Below are 16,170 nucleotides of genomic sequence, written 5' to 3'. Positions count from 1 at the left end.
GGTATTGCATTATAAAATATATGGATAAAGGGGGAATATTAATCAACAAAAAAACCAAAGACCACAAGAATGAGTAACAGAAAACTTAAAATGGGGATGATTGGCGGTGGACCTGGATCCTTTATAGGTGCAGTCCATAGGATTTCAGCAGCAATGGACGGAATTATTGAATTGGCCGCTGGGGCTTTTAGTAGTAGTCCGGAAAAATCTGCAGAAACCGGCAAAGAACTTTTCCTCCCATCTGAAAGGGTATATGGCTCATACGATGAGATGTTTGAAAAGGAATTGCTACTCCCTGAATCTGAAAGAATTGATTTTGTAGCCATCGTTACGCCAAACCATGTCCATTTTGACCCTACCAAGAAGGCCTTAGAAAACGGTTTTCATGTTGTTTTGGATAAACCCATGACTTTTAGCTACGAAGAAGCAAAAGAGCTAAACAAAATCATAGAACAAACCGGCTTATTGTTTTGCCTTACCCATACCTATACCGGCTACCCTATGGTGAAGGAGGCAAAACATTTGATTGCTACAGGTGTTATTGGTAAGGTGAGAAAGGTATATGTAGAATATCCTCAAGGCTGGCTTTGGAATAAACTTGAAAATACAGATTACAAACAAGCCATTTGGAGAACAGACCCAAGCAAGAGTGGCATTGCCAATTGTATGGGAGATATAGGCACCCATGCATTTAATCTTGCAGAATATGTCAGTGGATTAAAACTGACCAAGCTATGTGCTGACCTTAATTGCGTGGTTGAAGGAAGGACTCTCGACGATGATGGCGCTGTTCTACTAAAGTTTGAAGGTGGAGCCTCTGGTGTTTTGATGGCTACTCAAATTGCCCCTGGAGCAGAAAATAACATAAAGATCAGGGTTTATGGTGAAAAAGCAGGGTTGGAATGGGAACAGGACAATGCCAATTCTTTAATAGTAAGACATCCGGAAGCTCCGGATCAGATTTATCGTGCTGGAGGCAATATTCCTTACCTTTCTTCTTTTGCCTTGGAAAACGTAAGGACTCCGGGAGGCCATCCTGAAGGATACCTTGAGGCTTTTGCAAATTTATACCGAAATTTTGCCAGGTGTCTTTACGCCAGAAAAAATGGCGAAACACCTAAGAAGGAATGGGAAGACTACCCTGGCGCTGAAGATGGATTGCGAGGTATGGCATTTGTTGAGCATGTCGTAAAAAGTAGCAATTCTAATGAAAAATGGACTAAATTTGAACTTTAAATAACCAAATACTTTATGAAAACCATTAAAGGACCAGCCTTATTTTTGGCTCAGTTTGTAGATGATAAAGCCCCTTTCAATAATTTAAAAGATATTTGTACTTGGGCTGCAAGTATAGGATACAAAGCTGTACAAATTCCTACATGGGATGCAAGACTCATTGACCTTCAAAAAGCCGCTGAGGACTTGGACTATGTAGAACAAATAAAAAATACTGTGAAAGAGGCCGGAGTAGAGATCTCTGACTTTTCCACCCATTTGCAAGGACAATTGGTGGCAGTAAGTCCTGCATACAATGAACTTTTTGATGCTTTTGCTCCTGCTGAGCTAGCCGGTGACCTTAAAGGCAAACAAGAATGGGCAACCAACCAATTGATGATGGCTGCCAAAGCCAGCAAAAACTTCGGCTTAACTACCCACGGTACTTTTAGCGGTGCCTTAATGTGGCATACAGTTTACCCTTGGCCACAGCGTCCTGCTGGTCTGGTAGACACCGGTTTTGAAGAATTGGCGAAAAGATGGCTACCCATTTTGGACGAGTTTGACAAATATGGCGTGGATGTTTGTTATGAACTCCACCCCGGCGAAGACTTACATGATGGGGTTACTTTTGATTTATTTCTTGAAAAAGTAAACCATCACAAAAGGGCAAATATCCTATATGACCCAAGCCATTTTGTTTTACAATGTTTGAATTATGTAGACTTTATCGACATCTATAAGGATAGAATAAAAATGTTTCATGTCAAGGATGCAGAATTTAATCCTACAGGGAGACAAGGAGTGTATGGTGGTTATTCCAGTTGGATAGAAAGAGCTGGAAGGTTCCGTTCACTAGGCGATGGCCAGGTAGATTTTAACGCGATTTTTAGTAAACTATCTCAATATGACTTTGAAGGATGGGCTGTGCTAGAGTGGGAATGTGCCATCAAGCATCCGGAAAATGGTGCCATAGAAGGAGCTAAATTTATAAGTGAAAAAATAATAAGAGTAACCGAAAAGACCTTTGACGATTTCGCATCCACCGGAATGGACGAAGGTTTAAATAAAAAATTATTGGGAATTAATTAATCTAACTATTACAAACCATGAAGTTTAATTTAAATTTAAGTATGGCATTCATTGCCAGTGCAATGGTAGCCGTTTCTGCATGTGGGGGCTCCGGAAGTTCTGATTCAGCATCTAGCGAGAGTACAACAGCGCCTCCTCCGGCGCCAGTAGAGGAAATCAGCCTTGAGGAAAAGTACAAAGATGATCCTATATTCATCAAGGGTTCTGAATTGATGGGCCAAAATGACTGTCCTTCTTGCCATATGCTTGAAAGAAAAATTGTAGGTCCTTCTTATGCTGATGTTGCTGCAAAATATGAGTCTACAGACGAAAACGTAGAACTTTTGGCAGGAAGAGTTATCGCAGGTAGTGTAGGTACTTGGGGAGAAATTCCTATGCCGGCCCACCCTACCCTTTCAGAAGAAGATGCAAAAGATCTTGCAAAATTCGTATTATTGTTAAAGAAATAATTTGAAATGATAAAAACAACTTTGTCTATAGCAGCTCTTTCCCTTGCAGTAGTAGCCTGTGGCCCTGCACAAAGTGAGAAAGAGACAACAGAAGAGAACATTGAAGAAATCATCGTGACTGAAGAAGAGTGGATAAGTTTATTTGATGGCAACAGCCTTACCGGTTGGACCGGTTTTGGTAAAGATCAGCCGGGAGAGGCTTGGGAGGCTGCCGATGGTGTACTTTACTTTAATTCTGGAAAAAAGACGAAGGTGCTTCTGCAGGTGATCTTGTTACCAAGGAAACCTTCGGTAATTTTCACTTGCAAATTGAGTGGAAGATCTCAGAAAATGGAAATAGTGGCATCATGTTTCATGTCCAAGACAATGGTGAATATGACAGACCTTACCATACCGGCCCGGAATACCAGGTGCTTGACAATGACGGACACAAAGATGGCCAAATCATTACCCACAGAGCAGGTGATCTTTACGACATGATTGAGTCCTCCGAAGAAGCTGCCAAGCCGGTAGGTGAATGGAATAAGACTGAAATAATCATCAATGACAATACCTTGCAATTTTTCCTTAACGGGGTGAAAACTGTGGAAACTACACTTTGGGATGAGCAGTGGAAAGCCATGGTTGCAGAAAGCAAATTCTCTCAATGGGAAGGTTTTGCCAAATACAAAGAAGGTAAAATTGTACTCCAAGATCATGGAGATGATGTTTGGTTCAGAAATATCAAAATTAAAAGACTATAATTTGAATTGAAAAAGTCTTGTCATTAAAACTCTTGGTTTTTATGACGGTCTGATAAAACAACAAAAAAGCCGGAAGAAATTATCTTCCGGCTTTTTAATTTATAAGCTTCTTTGTAAAACCACCTGCACCTAGGCTACGATTGTTTTTAATATTTCATTTAAAGTTTTGCTTGGACGCATGGCCGTAGAGGTTTTCTCCTCATCAGGTTTATAATACCCTCCAATATCCACCGGACTACCTTGCGCACCGTTTAATTCATCAACCACTTTCTGCTCATTTTCACTCATGCTTTTGGCTACCGGAGTAAAAATAGTTTTGAGTGCTGCATCTTCATCTTGGTTTGCTAATGCCTCTGCCCAGTAAGTTGCCAAGTAAAAATGGCTTCCTCTGTTGTCAAGCTCATTCACTCTTCTGGAAGGTGATTTTCCATTCTCCAAAAATTTAGCTGTTGCTTCATCCAAGGTTTTACCCAGTACCTTAGCTCGCTCATTATTAAAGGTTTCCCCCAAATGATCAAGGGATACAGCCAAGGCTAAAAATTCTCCAAGAGAATCCCATCTAAGGTGACCTTCTTCTACAAACTGCTGAACGTGTTTTGGAGCAGATCCTCCGGCACCGGTTTCAAATAAACCTCCACCATTCATCAAAGGTACCACTGAAAGCATTTTCGCACTAGTTCCCAATTCCAAGATTGGGAATAAATCTGTCAGGTAATCCCTCAATACATTCCCGGTAACAGAAATGGTATCTTTACCATCTTTTATTCTTTCCAAAGAATAACGGGTGGCTTCTTCCGGAGATTTGATATAGATTTCCAAGCCGCTGGTGTCGTGGTCTTTTAGGTAAGTTTCAACCTTAGCAATAAGGGCAGCATCATGCGACCTGTTTTCGTCCAACCAGAAAACAGCAGGAACACCTGTCGCTTTGGCCCTATTTACAGCAAGTTTAACCCAATCCTGAATAGGTGCATCTTTAACCTGACACATTCTCCAGATATCTCCCTTTGCTACCACATTTTCCAAAATTACATTTCCGGAAGCATCGGTTACTTTTACAGTTCCTGCTGATGGAATTTCGAATGTTTTATCATGAGAACCATACTCTTCAGCTTTTTGAGCCATAAGCCCTACATTGGGCACAGAGCCCATAGTAGTAGGGTCAAATGCGCCGTGTTTCTTACAAAAGTCAATGGTTTCTTGATAAACTCCCGCGTAAGACCTGTCCGGGATTACTGCTTTAGTATCTTGCAATTGATTGTTTTTGTTCCACATTTGTCCACTGCTTCTGATCATGGCAGGCATGGAAGCGTCAATGATTACATCACTGGGAACGTGCAAATTGGTGATTCCTTTGTCAGAATTTACCATGGCCAAGTCAGGACTCTCTGCATAACAAGCATCGATATCAGCTTCAATCGATTTGCGGGTAGCTTCAGGCAACTTGTCTAAAGCTGCAATAAGATCTCCAAAACCATTTTTTGGATCTACTCCTGCTTCTTTAAGTACCTCAGCATGTTTTTCAAATACCGGAGCAAAGAAAACAGTCACTGCATGACCAAAAATTATTGGGTCAGATACCTTCATCATGGTTGCTTTCATATGCAATGAAAACAACACTCCTTGTTCTTTTGCTTCGGCGATCTGCTCTTTAAGAAATTTCCTTAAAGCAGCAACACTTAAAACGGCAGCATCAATGATCTCACCTTTTTGCAAAGCCAAGCCTTCTTTTAAGGTTGTCTCTGTGCCATCTTCTCCGTACAATACGATGTTGATACTGGTTGCTGAAGGAATGGTTACCGATTTCTCACTACCATAAAAATCTCCTTCAGGCATACTTGAAACATGGGACTTAGAGTCTTTGCTCCATTTTCCCATGCTGTGGGGATTCTTTCTGGCAAATTGCTTAACAGCCTGTGGCGCCCTTCTGTCAGAGTTACCTTCCCTCAAGACAGGGTTCACCGCAGATCCTTTAATTTTATCGTATTTGGCTTTGATGTTTTCTTCTTGTTCATTTTTAGGATCATCAGGATAATCCGGCAAGGCAAAACCCTTTTCCTGCAACTCTTTGATTGCAGTTTTCAACTGCGGAATAGAGGCACTAATATTAGGTAATTTTACGATGTTAGCTTCCGGGGTTTTGGCGATCTCTCCCAATTCGGAAAGTGCATCCTTCACTCTTTGCTCATCTTTCAAAAACTCAGGAAAATTAGCAAGAATCCTACCTGAAAGAGAAATGTCTCTTGTTTCCACAGACACCCCGGCCGAATCGGTAAATGCCTTGATGATTGGCAATAAGGAATAGGTGGCTAATGCCGGTGCCTCATCGGTAAGGGTATAAAGAATTTTGGGGGTTTTGTCACTCATGTTTATATCTGTTTTCTAATGGTATTAAAAATGAATTACATTTAAAATTGTGGGCTAAATTACGAAAAATATCTTTATCCTAAGACGGGAGGCCGAGATAAGGGAAAATAATAACCCTAAGGAGGATAGCATACATAAGATGAGAAAATCAGGTACCAATGGTAAATAGGATGGCTTAAAAACCACAGGCCTTCCTTAGAGCTTATTTCCGAACACTTAAAGGCTTAATAACTTTCTTCCTGATTGGGAAAATCTTCTGATTTAACGTCCTTAATATAATCTCCTACTGCCTTTAGCATGGTGTTTCTGATGTCTGCATATTGCCTCAAAAACCTAGGTTGAAATTCTTGGGTTATCCCCAACATGTCATGAAGCACCAATACTTGTCCATCCACATCCGGACCTGCACCTATGCCGATTACTGGTATACTTACTGCTGAAGCCACTTCTTTGGCCAAGGAAGCCGGTATCTTCTCCAATACAAGGGCGAAACAGCCACATTCTTCCAAAACCTTCGCATCGGCTAAGAGTTTTTTGGCTTCATCTTTTGCTTTGGCCCTGACGGTGTAGGTTCCAAACTTGTAAATGGATTGGGGTGTTAAGCCTAAATGCCCCATCACAGGAACACCGGCACTCAAAATACGGATTACAGACTCCTTGATTTCTTCTCCACCCTCAACTTTGACGGCATGCGCTCCCGATTCCTTCATAATTCGAATGGCTGACCTTAGTGCCTCTGAACTATTGCCCTGATAAGAGCCAAAAGGAATATCTACAACCACCAATGCTCGTTCTACAGCCCTTACCACAGAGGTGGCATGATAGATCATCTGGTCTAGCGTGATAGGCAGGGTGGTTTCATGTCCTGCCATTACATTGGAAGCAGAATCCCCCACTAAAATCATGTCAATCCCCGCCGCATCCACTATGCCTGCCATGGAAAAATCATAAGCAGTAAGCATGGAAATTTTCTCTTTACGCTTCTTCATTTCCTGAAGAATATGCGTAGTAATTCGTTTTAAATGAGTTGATTGATGTACTGACATATTAGTGTAAATGAACGGTGGAATCTTCTGGGTCTAAGTTGACGGTAATGTGCTCACTCAATGTGGTGGCCAATTCATAACCCGTATAATCCGGAGCAACCGGAAAAAGCTTGTGGCTTCTATTAACTAAAACCAAAACTTCCATTTTTTTACTTCTTGTTCTAGAAAAGGAATCATGGCAAAGGCTAGGGTTTTACCTGTATTCAGTACATCGTCTACAAGGATAATAGACTTCCCTTTTATTGGCCCATGCGCTGAAAGGATTACCTCATCAGTTTTAGGATTTGCCTTGTCAAGCTCTACTTTAATTAACTGAAGATCAAAGGGTGCAATTTCTTTAAGTTTCGCCACCATTAATTCTGCGAAAACATACCCCATCCCCGTAAGTCCTGCAATGGTCAATTGCTTTTCACCTGCATTCCTTTCATATATTTCAAACGCTATACGTGTGATCTTCTGTTGGATTTGATGGTGGTTCAACACCAATATTTTAGCTTTTTGCGTCATTTTCTTTTGTCAAAATTTTAATGAAAGTAACCGAATTGCCCCTGCTTTCAAAGCATTGAATAAACTTTTGGTTTGCTTGAATCCAGAGAAATACTGTTGATATACCTTATCTATGGCTATCCTCTTCACTCAATATTTTGAGATAATTCTCATATCGATAGGGGTGAATATAACCTTGCTCTAAAACTTCAAGTACTTTACACCCCGGTTCATTTATATGTTTGCAATTGTTGTATTTACATTGTCCTAAATATTTTCTTAGTTCCACAAAGTAATGGGACAACTCATAATCTTCAATGTCCAAAATCCCAAATTCTTTGATCCCGGGGGTATCAATAAAATAACCATCTTCCCCAAAAGGAAACATTTCTGCAAATGTGGTGGTATGGACCCCCTTGGAAGAAAACTTTGATACCTCTTGAGTGGCCTGTGTTGCATTGGGAATAAGCCTATTGAGCAAGGTGGACTTTCCAACACCGGAATGACCCGCCAATAAAGTAGTTTTTCCCGCTAACCCGGGTTTAAATTTAGCCAACAGATCCTGATCATGTAAGGCAGACAATTCCACCACAGGATAACCTAATGGGGCATAAATATCGTGCAACTCTTCTTTAAATTCCAGGTCTTTTTGTTTAGTCAAGGTTTCTACTTTATTGATAAGAATGGTACTTGGAATCCGAAAACTTTCAGTACTAACTAAAAATCGGTCAATAAATCCTAGTGAAGTCCGTGGCGACCTTACTGTTACCATTAGGTAGGCCTGATCAATATTGGACGCCAAAATATGAGAAAAATGTTGCTTCCGCGTAGATTTACGAATGATGTAATTGTCCCTGGGAAGAATTTCTGAAATCACCGCAGTTGGCTGATTTTTCTCATTTGCCAACTTCACATAATCCCCCACCGCTATGGGGTTGGTCAATTTCAGGTTGTCCTGCTTGAATTTACCCCTCAGCCGGGCTTTGATCAGTTTTTCACCCACCTTAACCTCATACCAAGACCCTGTTGTTTTGATCACCCTTCCTTTCATCTTTCCTTCTTAATGATTGCCATTGTATTATCAGCACTTCCCAAATTATCGCCTACCAGTTTTTTGGCGGCCTTGCACGCCTTTTCATAATCTTTCTCCTCACTAAGTGTGGCTATTACGGATTTGATTTCTGACTCATCTTTCACAGGAAAGCCACAACCATATTCCTCACTAATACCTGCCTCGGGAAATTTAGATACTTTTTTCAAAGGCCCATACAATACGGGAATTCCAAAGGCCAAAGGTTCCAGTATATTGTGCAACCCTTTTCCTATTGCTCCACCTATATATGCCCAATGGGCAAATTGATACAATGATGATAACATTCCAATATTGTCAATTACCAGTACCTTCCAAGCTTGAGGCTGCTCTTGATTTTTGAATTCAGAGTACTTTACCGAAGGCAAGGTAATGGCCTTTTGCCAATTTTCAATGATTTCGTTATCTATATCATGAGGAGCGATTATAAACTGTATGTCCTTGGATTGATTGATAAAAGGAATCAAATTATTCATGTCTTCTTGCCATACGCTGCCCAAGACCATTACCTTCTGAACAAGCTGCTGGTGAATTTCCGGAAATAATTTAGGTGATAGGCTGGTCTTGTAAACATTGTCGAAACGAGGATCCCCCGTGATGCTTACTTTTCTTACGCCCAGTTCATCAAGTAGTTTTTTCGAAACTTGATTTTGAACAAATATATGATCAAAGCAGAGTAAAATATCCTTAAAGAACTTACCATACCAAGAAAAATATACTTGTTCCTTTCTAAAAGATGCTGCTACCAAATAGAGAGGTATTTTTCTTATTTTTATTGCAAGAATAGTATTGGCCCACAAGTCATATTTTACAAAAAACACCATATCGGGTGAAAGAAGGTCTACAAATCTGTTGGCATTTGTAGGAGTATCTATGGGCAAGTAGCACATAAAATCAACCCAATCTTGCTTCTTTTTAATGGCTTGCTCATAGCCCGAAGGGCTGAAAAAAGATACTGCAACGCCCCAAAGCGGATATTCTTTTTTAAATGCGGCGATTACCGGTTTGGCCTGTAGGTATTCTCCAAGAGAGGCAACATGAAACCAAACCAATGGACTTGGGCTTGCCTTCTTAAATGATTTTACTGCTTCAAAGGTGTTTTTTCTACCATTGATGGCTAATTTAAGCTTCGCTGATCGTTTGCTGCCAATCTTCATCAGCCTATCGAGCAAAATCATTCCCAGGTTGTACAAAATCCTCATGGGGGCAAAATTACATCAAAAATATTTCTTTGAGCAATCCCTGATCTATTTCATGGCCTCCACTATATCTAAGTTCTTTAAAGCTGGCAAACCCGGCATCAGAAAGTCGATTTTCCACTTGGGAGTAAATTTTTGATTCCAAGAAAGGATCATTGTCACCCAACGCTAAAAGGACCTGGCTACTGTTAAATTTCTCAACCATAAAGGCAGTGTCCAAATCATAGGCCGGAGCGCCTGCCCAAAAACCACTTTTGAGGGTTGAATACTTGATTGGCAGATCCATCGGCTCATGGTGGCGGCACCTTGAGAAAATCCCAAAACATTTATTTGAGGTGTGTTTACATAATTGCTGAGCAATTCTTCCATCATTGCATTGAGGTAAGCATTGCTATTGGTAATGTCAATTTCACGTTCATGTTTGGTCATCCAATTGGCCCCAACCCTTCCGGAAAAGCCTTCAAGATAAAAATGGTTGAGTCCCTCAGGAGCGACTATCAAAGTGCTTTCCTCAAAAAAAGGTTAAACTTCCTTATAAAAAATTTGGGCAACTGCCCATATCCATGAAAAACAATCCAAATAGTGTTTTCTTGCCCTGTAGGTGTTTGGCTAACCGAAAAAGTATGTTTGGCTTGAAATTGAAGCTCTTTTTGAACCATTATCCGTTTAAATTTTCAAGTTTGTTGGGAAGCAATTGGTCAATCCCCTGTGCTTTCAATACACTCCCATCCGCCCGAAGCATCAATACTTCGATTTGGCTACCAAACTTCATTTCATATTCACTGATGGTCTGTCTGCATAAACCACAAGGGGTAACCGTAGCCAAGCCTGTATTGTCGGCTTTTTTGGCTGCTATTGCTATTACCAACGGTTTTTGGTGAGGAAGTTGGCATGGGTATAGGTTAATAAAACCCTTTCCGCACAAATCCCTGCAGGGTAGCATATATTTTCCTGATTATTTGCCCAAAAGGTCTGCCCATCTGCTAAAATCACAGCTGCACCTACCCGAAAATTAGAATAAGGTGCATGCGCATTCTCTGTAGCCCTAAGGGCCAGTTCAATTAATTTCGCTTGCCTTTCGTCCAAATTTTCAGCGATAATTAATTCCAGGGTATTGATATGGCTGACTTTTTTATTCTCCTTCATATTCAAATATATCAATTTTTAAAGGGAGTAAATAAGTATTGGGTTTTATAGAGGCAATATTATTCGCTAATAATTGCGATCACCTAAATGGCTGAAAACTTATGATAATATTAAATACCGGGTTCTTTTTTCAAGCCAAGTTGTTGTTTTTCTTTACCAATGCTAACAAAAAGCACATAGAAACTGTCTTATAATAACTTATTCGGGGTTCAATCAAGCACCACCTTGATATTTTTAAGTAAAAATAATAAACATAAGAGCAATGATGTTGTTTGAAGATTGGGTAAAACTCAACCATTTTACCAATAACAAATACCTCTATTAAAATTATGGTTAACTCCATTCGTAACCAATAGCCTTTTTATGATTTGAAGCTTAATTTTTCAGTATTTTTTTGGATTTTGCGAAGGTTTTAAATTATTATAACTAACTTAATTGGTAATTCAAGATTTCAAATAACCCCAATTGTATAATCCATGGGTATAAATTTCCTTTTCGGATAGAAAATCAGTCCATCTCTAAAAATTTACTAACCAAATTAACCAATAAGGATAAATTTTTGGGAATATTTGAATTGTATAATTTTTGTCAATTTAATCTATTAATTCTATGAAGAAAAATTCTACCTACTATCTATTTATGGTGCTTTTTCTGATGTTAAATGGGACAATAATGGCCCAACAAATTAACGTTCAAGGAAAGGTAACTGCGGCGGAAGATCCGGAAGGGCTTCCCGGTGTCAGCATAGTTGCTGAGGGAACAGGAACAGGTACAGTTTCTGATATTAATGGAAACTTTAGCATAAATGTGCCGAATGAAAATACTGTTTTGGTGTTTTCTTATATAGGTTATGCCTCTCAGTCTATTACAATAGGAAATCAACAGACCTTAAATGTGGTCATGCAACCAGAAGCAAAAGGTTTAGATGAATTTATTGTAACGGCCTTCGGTATTTCTCAGGAGAAAAAATCCCTAGGATATTCCGCTCAAAACATTGATGCGGAATCCATTACCAAGGTAAAACAGCCCAATCTGGTAAATTCGCTTCAAGGGCAGGCTGCAGGTGTACAAATTACCAATTCAGGTGGTGCTCCCGGACAGTCCGCCCGAATCATCATCAGAGGAATCAATTCATTGGATCCCGGCGCCAATAACCAACCGCTTTTTGTAGTGGATGGAGTTCCGGTCGATAACTCTACTATAGAATCGACAGGTACGCCAAGAGGGTTGTCCAACAGAATGGCCGACCTCAATCCCAATGATGTGGCTTCAATTTCTGTATTGAAAGGTGCAGCGGCCACTGCCTTGTATGGGGTGAGAGCAGCCAATGGCGCTGTAATTGTCACCACAAAGAAAGGCAAAGAAGGTGAAGTAAGGGTCAATTACAACGGTTCTGTTGGTTTTGAAACCTTAAATCAGCTACCAAAATTACAGGATGAATATGGGCAAGGATTTAGCGGAGAATACCAACCCAGTAGTTTTTGGCCTGCTTGGGGTGCACCGATTGCAGAGGTGCAGCAAACGGTTGCTGACCACAAATACCAAGACAATTGGCGCAGGGCTTTTAATACAGGAGTACAGATAGATAATAATATTAGTATCTCTGGTGGCAATGAAAAGGCAACTTTCTATGGCTCTTTTGGGAATTTAAAGCAAGATGGAATCATTCCATTTTCCACTTGGGAGAGAACCACAGCCAAATTATCGGGAAGTGTAAAGGTTTCGGAAAAGTTTAACTTTTCAGGGTCTGTTAATTATAGCAACTCCGGTGGTAACAGGGTTCCTCATGATCGCTTTATGGAACGGATGATGTATTGGTCAGAAACTACGGATGTTCGAGACTATATCAATGAAGATGGAACCATGAGAACCTATTCCAATACCAACCCAATCTATGATGCCAGATTTGCAACTTATGAAGATGATGTCAACCGTGTGATTGGAAATATCAATTTAAACTATATGCCTACAGACTGGCTCTCTTTTTCTTACCGCTTAGGAAATGATTTCTATAGTGACCAGAGAACAGAGATTACTCCCGGTCCAAAAGGTATAGATGGCGAAGTTCCTCTTAGTTCCACAGGCTATCTTGAAGAAACAAGAATCAATAGCCGAGACTTAACCTCAAACTTCTACATAACTCTCAAAAAGCAATTTAGCACAGACTTAAATACCAGCCTGAGGTTAGGAAATGACATTTTTGAGCGAAAATATGATCGGGTAACCGCTAGGGGAGAAAACTTTGTGATTCCAGAATTTTACAATTTAAGCGTCGCTTCTCAAATATTCACAAGTCAGGGAAAAAGTATCCGAAGATTGGTAGGTTTTTATGGAGACCTGATGGTAGATTATAAGAACTATCTGTTTCTTAACATTACCGGAAGAAACGATATTTCCTCTACCTTACCTAAGGACAATAATTCTTTTTTCTATTCTTCTTTTAACCTAGGGTATGTTTTTAGCGAACATATGGATGTTCCATCTTGGCTGACTTTTGGAAAACTTAGGGCTTCTTGGGCTCAAGTGGGTAAAGATACAGATCCTCATATTCTTGGATCAACCTATGTATCCCCTTCAATTTTCCCCTTGAATGGACAGGTAGGCTTTACAAGAAATTCTGTATATGGAGATTTGGCATTAAAACCTGAACAAACCACTTCAATCGAATTTGGGTTACAAACTGCATTTTTGAACAATCGTGCAAACTTTGATGTGACCTTTTATAAATCGAACGCTAAGGATCAAATTATCCCTGTACCGGTATCAGATGCCACAGGCTTTTCATCGTATATCACCAATGCAGGAGAAATTCAAAACAGTGGGTTTGAGTTTATTTTAGGGGGAAGTCCCATAACAACCAATGACTTTACCTGGAACATCAGCGCGAATTTGTCCATAAATAATAATGAAATAAAGAGCATCCGAGAAGGTATTGATGAGATTGTTGTGGGAAGTCAATTTGGTTATTCAGGATCAACAGTTACGATGAAATTGCTTGAAGGAGAGGCCTATGGAAATATCTTTGGAAGCTCTTACGAAAGATTAGGGGCTGACCCTGACAATATATTCCTAGACCGCAGTCTACCGATAATAATTGGTACAAACGGCTTTCCGGTTAGAACAGGAACGCAGTTGGTTTTAGGTAACGCCGTACCTAAATGGATAGGAGGCATTAGAAATGATTTCACCTATAGAGATTTTGAATTTTCCTTCCTTATCGATTTCAGGACTGGACTGGAACAGTACAACCAATATGCAAACTTCCTTTCTGCTTTTGGAAAGAATGAATTTACAGAAGCGCGAGAAGATTTTAGGGTTTTTGAAGGAGTATTGGCTGATGGATCTACCAATACCAAAGAAGTTTGGCTAGGTCAGGGAGAAGGTCCTGACGGAGTCGATTATGGAGCCGGCTATTGGAGAAACTATTACAGAACTACAAGTGAGAACTTTGTAAATGATGCCAGTTATATCAAATTACGAAACATCACACTGGGATATAACTTAAACCCGGACTTACTGGAGCAAACTCCCTTTAGAACTGCACGGGTATCTATTGCCGCCAATAATATCATTCTTTACACCCCATGGGATGGGTTTGATCCGGAATCCTTTTCGGCGGGTGCCGGTGGCAATGCTGTTGGTTTCACGGGACTGGGTTATCCCGGTGTACAGAGCTTTTTCTTTAACCTGAACCTTGGACTATAAAAACTGCAACTATGAAAGCGATATATACTATATTCGGCCTGATGCTTTTTTTAGCGTTAAGCTCATGCGAGAACTTTCTCGATGTCAATGATAATCCTAACAATCCACAAGATGCACCTATATCAGGGCTTATGACCAATGCCACCTATGAGACTTCTCTCAATGTGTATGCCATTGGCAGCATTACTTCCAATTATGTGCAATACCTTGCCTCACCTAATCCGGCAGGCGCTTCAGATGTAATGGAAGCAAGTAACTACAGTGGTCTTTGGTTTGATTTATATAATGTGATGACTGATTTGACCGACTTGATGCAAAAGGCCGAAGAAGAAGATGCAGGACACTATCTTGGAGCTGGACAAATTCTGATGGCTTTAAACCTTGGGATGACTGTTGATGTATTTGGAGATGTTCCTTATTCTGAAGGTTTTGATTTTAGTTCTGTTACACCTACTTATGATGACGATGAAGCTTTGTATTCTGAAGTATTCAGCTTACTCGATCAAGGGATCCAAAATCTTTCTGGTACTACCTCTATTTCATTGGGTGATGATGACTTTATCTTTAATGGAGAGGTTTCTTCTTGGTTAAAATTAGGCAATATGCTAAAAGCCAGGTTTATGTTGCATACTAAAGGGACAACTTCCTATGATGCTCAAGCTGTTTTGACCGCCTTAGCAAGTGGCATGACAAGTAACGACGATGATGCCACTGTGATCTTCTTTGAACAGCGATTCAATCCTTGGGCACAAGTAGCCATAAACAATGAAAGTTTACTTTTAGGAGGATGGATATCTACTCAATTTATTGAAGCCATGGATGGCACTTCCTATGCCACCACCGATCCAAGAATGCCTTTGATGATTGGGGCCACCGATGATGGAGATTACATAGGGGTAATCAATGGTGCAGGTAGAGGAAATGCACCGGAACAAGGTGCCAGGTCAACCTTGATCCCTGGGCAGTTTTATACCTCCGAACAGTCTCCGCTTCTGATTGCTACTTATGCCGAACAAAAATTTATTGAGGCTGAAGTAGCTTTGGAATCAGATCCTGAAGCCGCCTACAGCGCATACCTTGAAGGAATAGAAGCCCATATGGACATGCTGGACGTAAATGATGAGGATAAAATGGCTTATCTCAATAGCCCGGAAGTAAGCATGGGGGCATCAGCTCTTAGCCTAGCAGATATCATGAAGGAAAAATGGGTGGCCCTTTTCCTCCACCCAGAAACCTGGAATGATGCCAGAAGGTTTGATTATGGATACAAGGACATGACCTTGCCCGAAAACCTCAACGGCAATCTAAATGGACAGTTCATCAGAAGACTGGCTTATCCGGACAATGAAGTAAGCAGGAATGGAAACAATGTGCCTGATGTGACTTTGCTGGACAGAATTTGGTGGGACGAGTAATAATTGCAGCCCCTCTATTTCGAAATAGAGGGGCTTTTTACATTCAAATTTCCAGGACAGGGCAACATAATTAAAATCACAGGCTTCACCCATGCTAAATTGTATAACCTACTCAGCGTTTTGGCGATAAGGTTGCCTTTTTTCTGCAACAATGCTGACAAAATAAATTTACCTAAGCTTTGTTGTGAAACTGATTGGTTACAATTAAATGGGAGTATAG

The 16,170-nt window shown here is 40.3% G+C and carries 15 protein-coding genes; 6 read left to right on the top strand and 9 right to left on the bottom strand.

Annotated features, from left to right (window positions below):
- The first annotated feature begins 69 nt into the window (after window positions 1-69).
- The 4 genes from WG932_RS21515 (at window position 70) to WG932_RS21500 (ending at window position 3,499) form a co-directional block, all read left to right on the top strand.
- On the top strand, window positions 70-1,236 hold the full coding sequence (locus tag WG932_RS21515) for a Gfo/Idh/MocA family protein (protein WP_014019931.1): 1,167 nt from the start codon (window positions 70-72) through the stop codon (window positions 1,234-1,236).
- A gap of 15 nt (window positions 1,237-1,251) precedes the next feature.
- Window positions 1,252-2,307 (top strand): sugar phosphate isomerase/epimerase family protein, encoded by a 1,056-nt coding sequence (locus WG932_RS21510; protein WP_014019930.1) that lies wholly within the window; start codon window positions 1,252-1,254, stop codon window positions 2,305-2,307.
- 17 nt (window positions 2,308-2,324) lie between these two features.
- Window positions 2,325-2,756 (top strand): c-type cytochrome, encoded by a 432-nt coding sequence (locus WG932_RS21505; RefSeq protein ID WP_014019929.1) that lies wholly within the window; start codon window positions 2,325-2,327, stop codon window positions 2,754-2,756.
- A 302-nt stretch (window positions 2,757-3,058) separates the two neighbouring features.
- Complete coding sequence (locus WG932_RS21500) at window positions 3,059-3,499, top strand: 3-keto-disaccharide hydrolase (RefSeq protein ID WP_483085333.1); 441 nt, start codon at window positions 3,059-3,061, stop codon at window positions 3,497-3,499.
- 129 nt (window positions 3,500-3,628) lie between these two features.
- On the opposite strand, the gene WG932_RS21495 is transcribed toward WG932_RS21500, so the two are convergent.
- The 9 genes from WG932_RS21495 to WG932_RS21455 form a co-directional block, all read right to left on the bottom strand.
- Window positions 3,629-5,863 (bottom strand): NADP-dependent isocitrate dehydrogenase, encoded by a 2,235-nt coding sequence (locus WG932_RS21495; RefSeq protein ID WP_483085332.1) that lies wholly within the window; start codon window positions 5,861-5,863, stop codon window positions 3,629-3,631.
- A 224-nt stretch (window positions 5,864-6,087) separates the two neighbouring features.
- Window positions 6,088-6,909, bottom strand: coding sequence for a 3-methyl-2-oxobutanoate hydroxymethyltransferase (gene panB, locus WG932_RS21490; protein WP_014019926.1), 822 nt, complete (start codon window positions 6,907-6,909; stop codon window positions 6,088-6,090).
- Window position 6,910: 1 nt separating this feature from the next.
- Window positions 6,911-7,045: a hypothetical protein gene (locus WG932_RS21485; protein WP_483085331.1), complete on the bottom strand. Its 135-nt coding sequence runs from the start codon at window positions 7,043-7,045 to the stop codon at window positions 6,911-6,913.
- The gene (locus WG932_RS21480) at window positions 7,036-7,416 is read right to left on the bottom strand and encodes a phosphoribosyltransferase family protein (RefSeq protein WP_483085330.1); all 381 of its coding nucleotides are present in this window, start codon (window positions 7,414-7,416) and stop codon (window positions 7,036-7,038) included. Before WG932_RS21480 ends, WG932_RS21485 begins: the two co-directional genes overlap by 10 nt.
- A gap of 106 nt (window positions 7,417-7,522) precedes the next feature.
- Complete coding sequence (rsgA, locus tag WG932_RS21475; protein WP_483085329.1) at window positions 7,523-8,446, bottom strand: ribosome small subunit-dependent GTPase A; 924 nt, start codon at window positions 8,444-8,446, stop codon at window positions 7,523-7,525.
- Window positions 8,443-9,687 (bottom strand): 3-deoxy-D-manno-octulosonic acid transferase, encoded by a 1,245-nt coding sequence (locus WG932_RS21470; protein WP_483085328.1) that lies wholly within the window; start codon window positions 9,685-9,687, stop codon window positions 8,443-8,445. The genes rsgA and WG932_RS21470 overlap by 4 nt, the downstream gene beginning before the upstream one ends.
- Window positions 9,688-9,852: 165 nt before the next feature.
- The gene (locus WG932_RS21465) at window positions 9,853-10,185 is read right to left on the bottom strand and encodes an alpha/beta hydrolase (RefSeq protein ID WP_483085327.1); all 333 of its coding nucleotides are present in this window, start codon (window positions 10,183-10,185) and stop codon (window positions 9,853-9,855) included.
- 157 nt (window positions 10,186-10,342) lie between these two features.
- Window positions 10,343-10,552, bottom strand: coding sequence for a hypothetical protein (locus WG932_RS21460; RefSeq protein ID WP_483085326.1), 210 nt, complete (start codon window positions 10,550-10,552; stop codon window positions 10,343-10,345).
- On the bottom strand, window positions 10,546-10,830 hold the full coding sequence (locus tag WG932_RS21455) for a cytidine deaminase family protein (RefSeq protein ID WP_483085325.1): 285 nt from the start codon (window positions 10,828-10,830) through the stop codon (window positions 10,546-10,548). The genes WG932_RS21460 and WG932_RS21455 overlap by 7 nt, the downstream gene beginning before the upstream one ends.
- A gap of 609 nt (window positions 10,831-11,439) precedes the next feature.
- Here WG932_RS21455 and WG932_RS21450 point away from each other — a divergent pair.
- Together WG932_RS21450 and WG932_RS21445 are read left to right on the top strand one after the other, a co-directional pair.
- Window positions 11,440-14,535: a SusC/RagA family TonB-linked outer membrane protein gene (locus tag WG932_RS21450; protein ID WP_483085324.1), complete on the top strand. Its 3,096-nt coding sequence runs from the start codon at window positions 11,440-11,442 to the stop codon at window positions 14,533-14,535.
- Window positions 14,536-14,546: 11 nt separating this feature from the next.
- Entirely contained in the window at window positions 14,547-15,950 is a 1,404-nt protein-coding gene (locus tag WG932_RS21445; protein ID WP_483085323.1) for a SusD/RagB family nutrient-binding outer membrane lipoprotein, read from the top strand.
- The last annotated feature ends 220 nt before the right edge of the window (window positions 15,951-16,170 follow it).

The sequence above is a fragment of the Cyclobacterium sp. SOCE241 genome (assembly GCF_056867545.1).
This window is presented reverse-complemented; position numbering and strand designations above follow the sequence as displayed.

Bases quoted from the DNA above. Each gene is read 5' to 3' on its own strand.
- WG932_RS21480 (WP_483085330.1), bottom strand. From the start codon at position 7,416: ATGACGCAAAAAGCTAAAATATTGGTGTTGAACCACCATCAAATCCAA.
- WG932_RS21510 (WP_014019930.1), top strand. From the start codon at position 1,252: ATGAAAACCATTAAAGGACCAGCCTTATTTTTGGCTCAGTTTGTAGAT.
- rsgA (WP_483085329.1), bottom strand. From the start codon at position 8,446: ATGAAAGGAAGGGTGATCAAAACAACAGGGTCTTGGTATGAGGTTAAG.
- WG932_RS21515 (WP_014019931.1), top strand. From the start codon at position 70: ATGAGTAACAGAAAACTTAAAATGGGGATGATTGGCGGTGGACCTGGA.
- panB (WP_014019926.1), bottom strand. From the start codon at position 6,909: ATGTCAGTACATCAATCAACTCATTTAAAACGAATTACTACGCATATT.
- WG932_RS21470 (WP_483085328.1), bottom strand. From the start codon at position 9,687: ATGAGGATTTTGTACAACCTGGGAATGATTTTGCTCGATAGGCTGATG.
- WG932_RS21455 (WP_483085325.1), bottom strand. From the start codon at position 10,830: ATGAAGGAGAATAAAAAAGTCAGCCATATCAATACCCTGGAATTAATT.
- WG932_RS21445 (WP_483085323.1), top strand. From the start codon at position 14,547: ATGAAAGCGATATATACTATATTCGGCCTGATGCTTTTTTTAGCGTTA.
- WG932_RS21450 (WP_483085324.1), top strand. From the start codon at position 11,440: ATGAAGAAAAATTCTACCTACTATCTATTTATGGTGCTTTTTCTGATG.
- WG932_RS21495 (WP_483085332.1), bottom strand. From the start codon at position 5,863: ATGAGTGACAAAACCCCCAAAATTCTTTATACCCTTACCGATGAGGCA.
- WG932_RS21505 (WP_014019929.1), top strand. From the start codon at position 2,325: ATGAAGTTTAATTTAAATTTAAGTATGGCATTCATTGCCAGTGCAATG.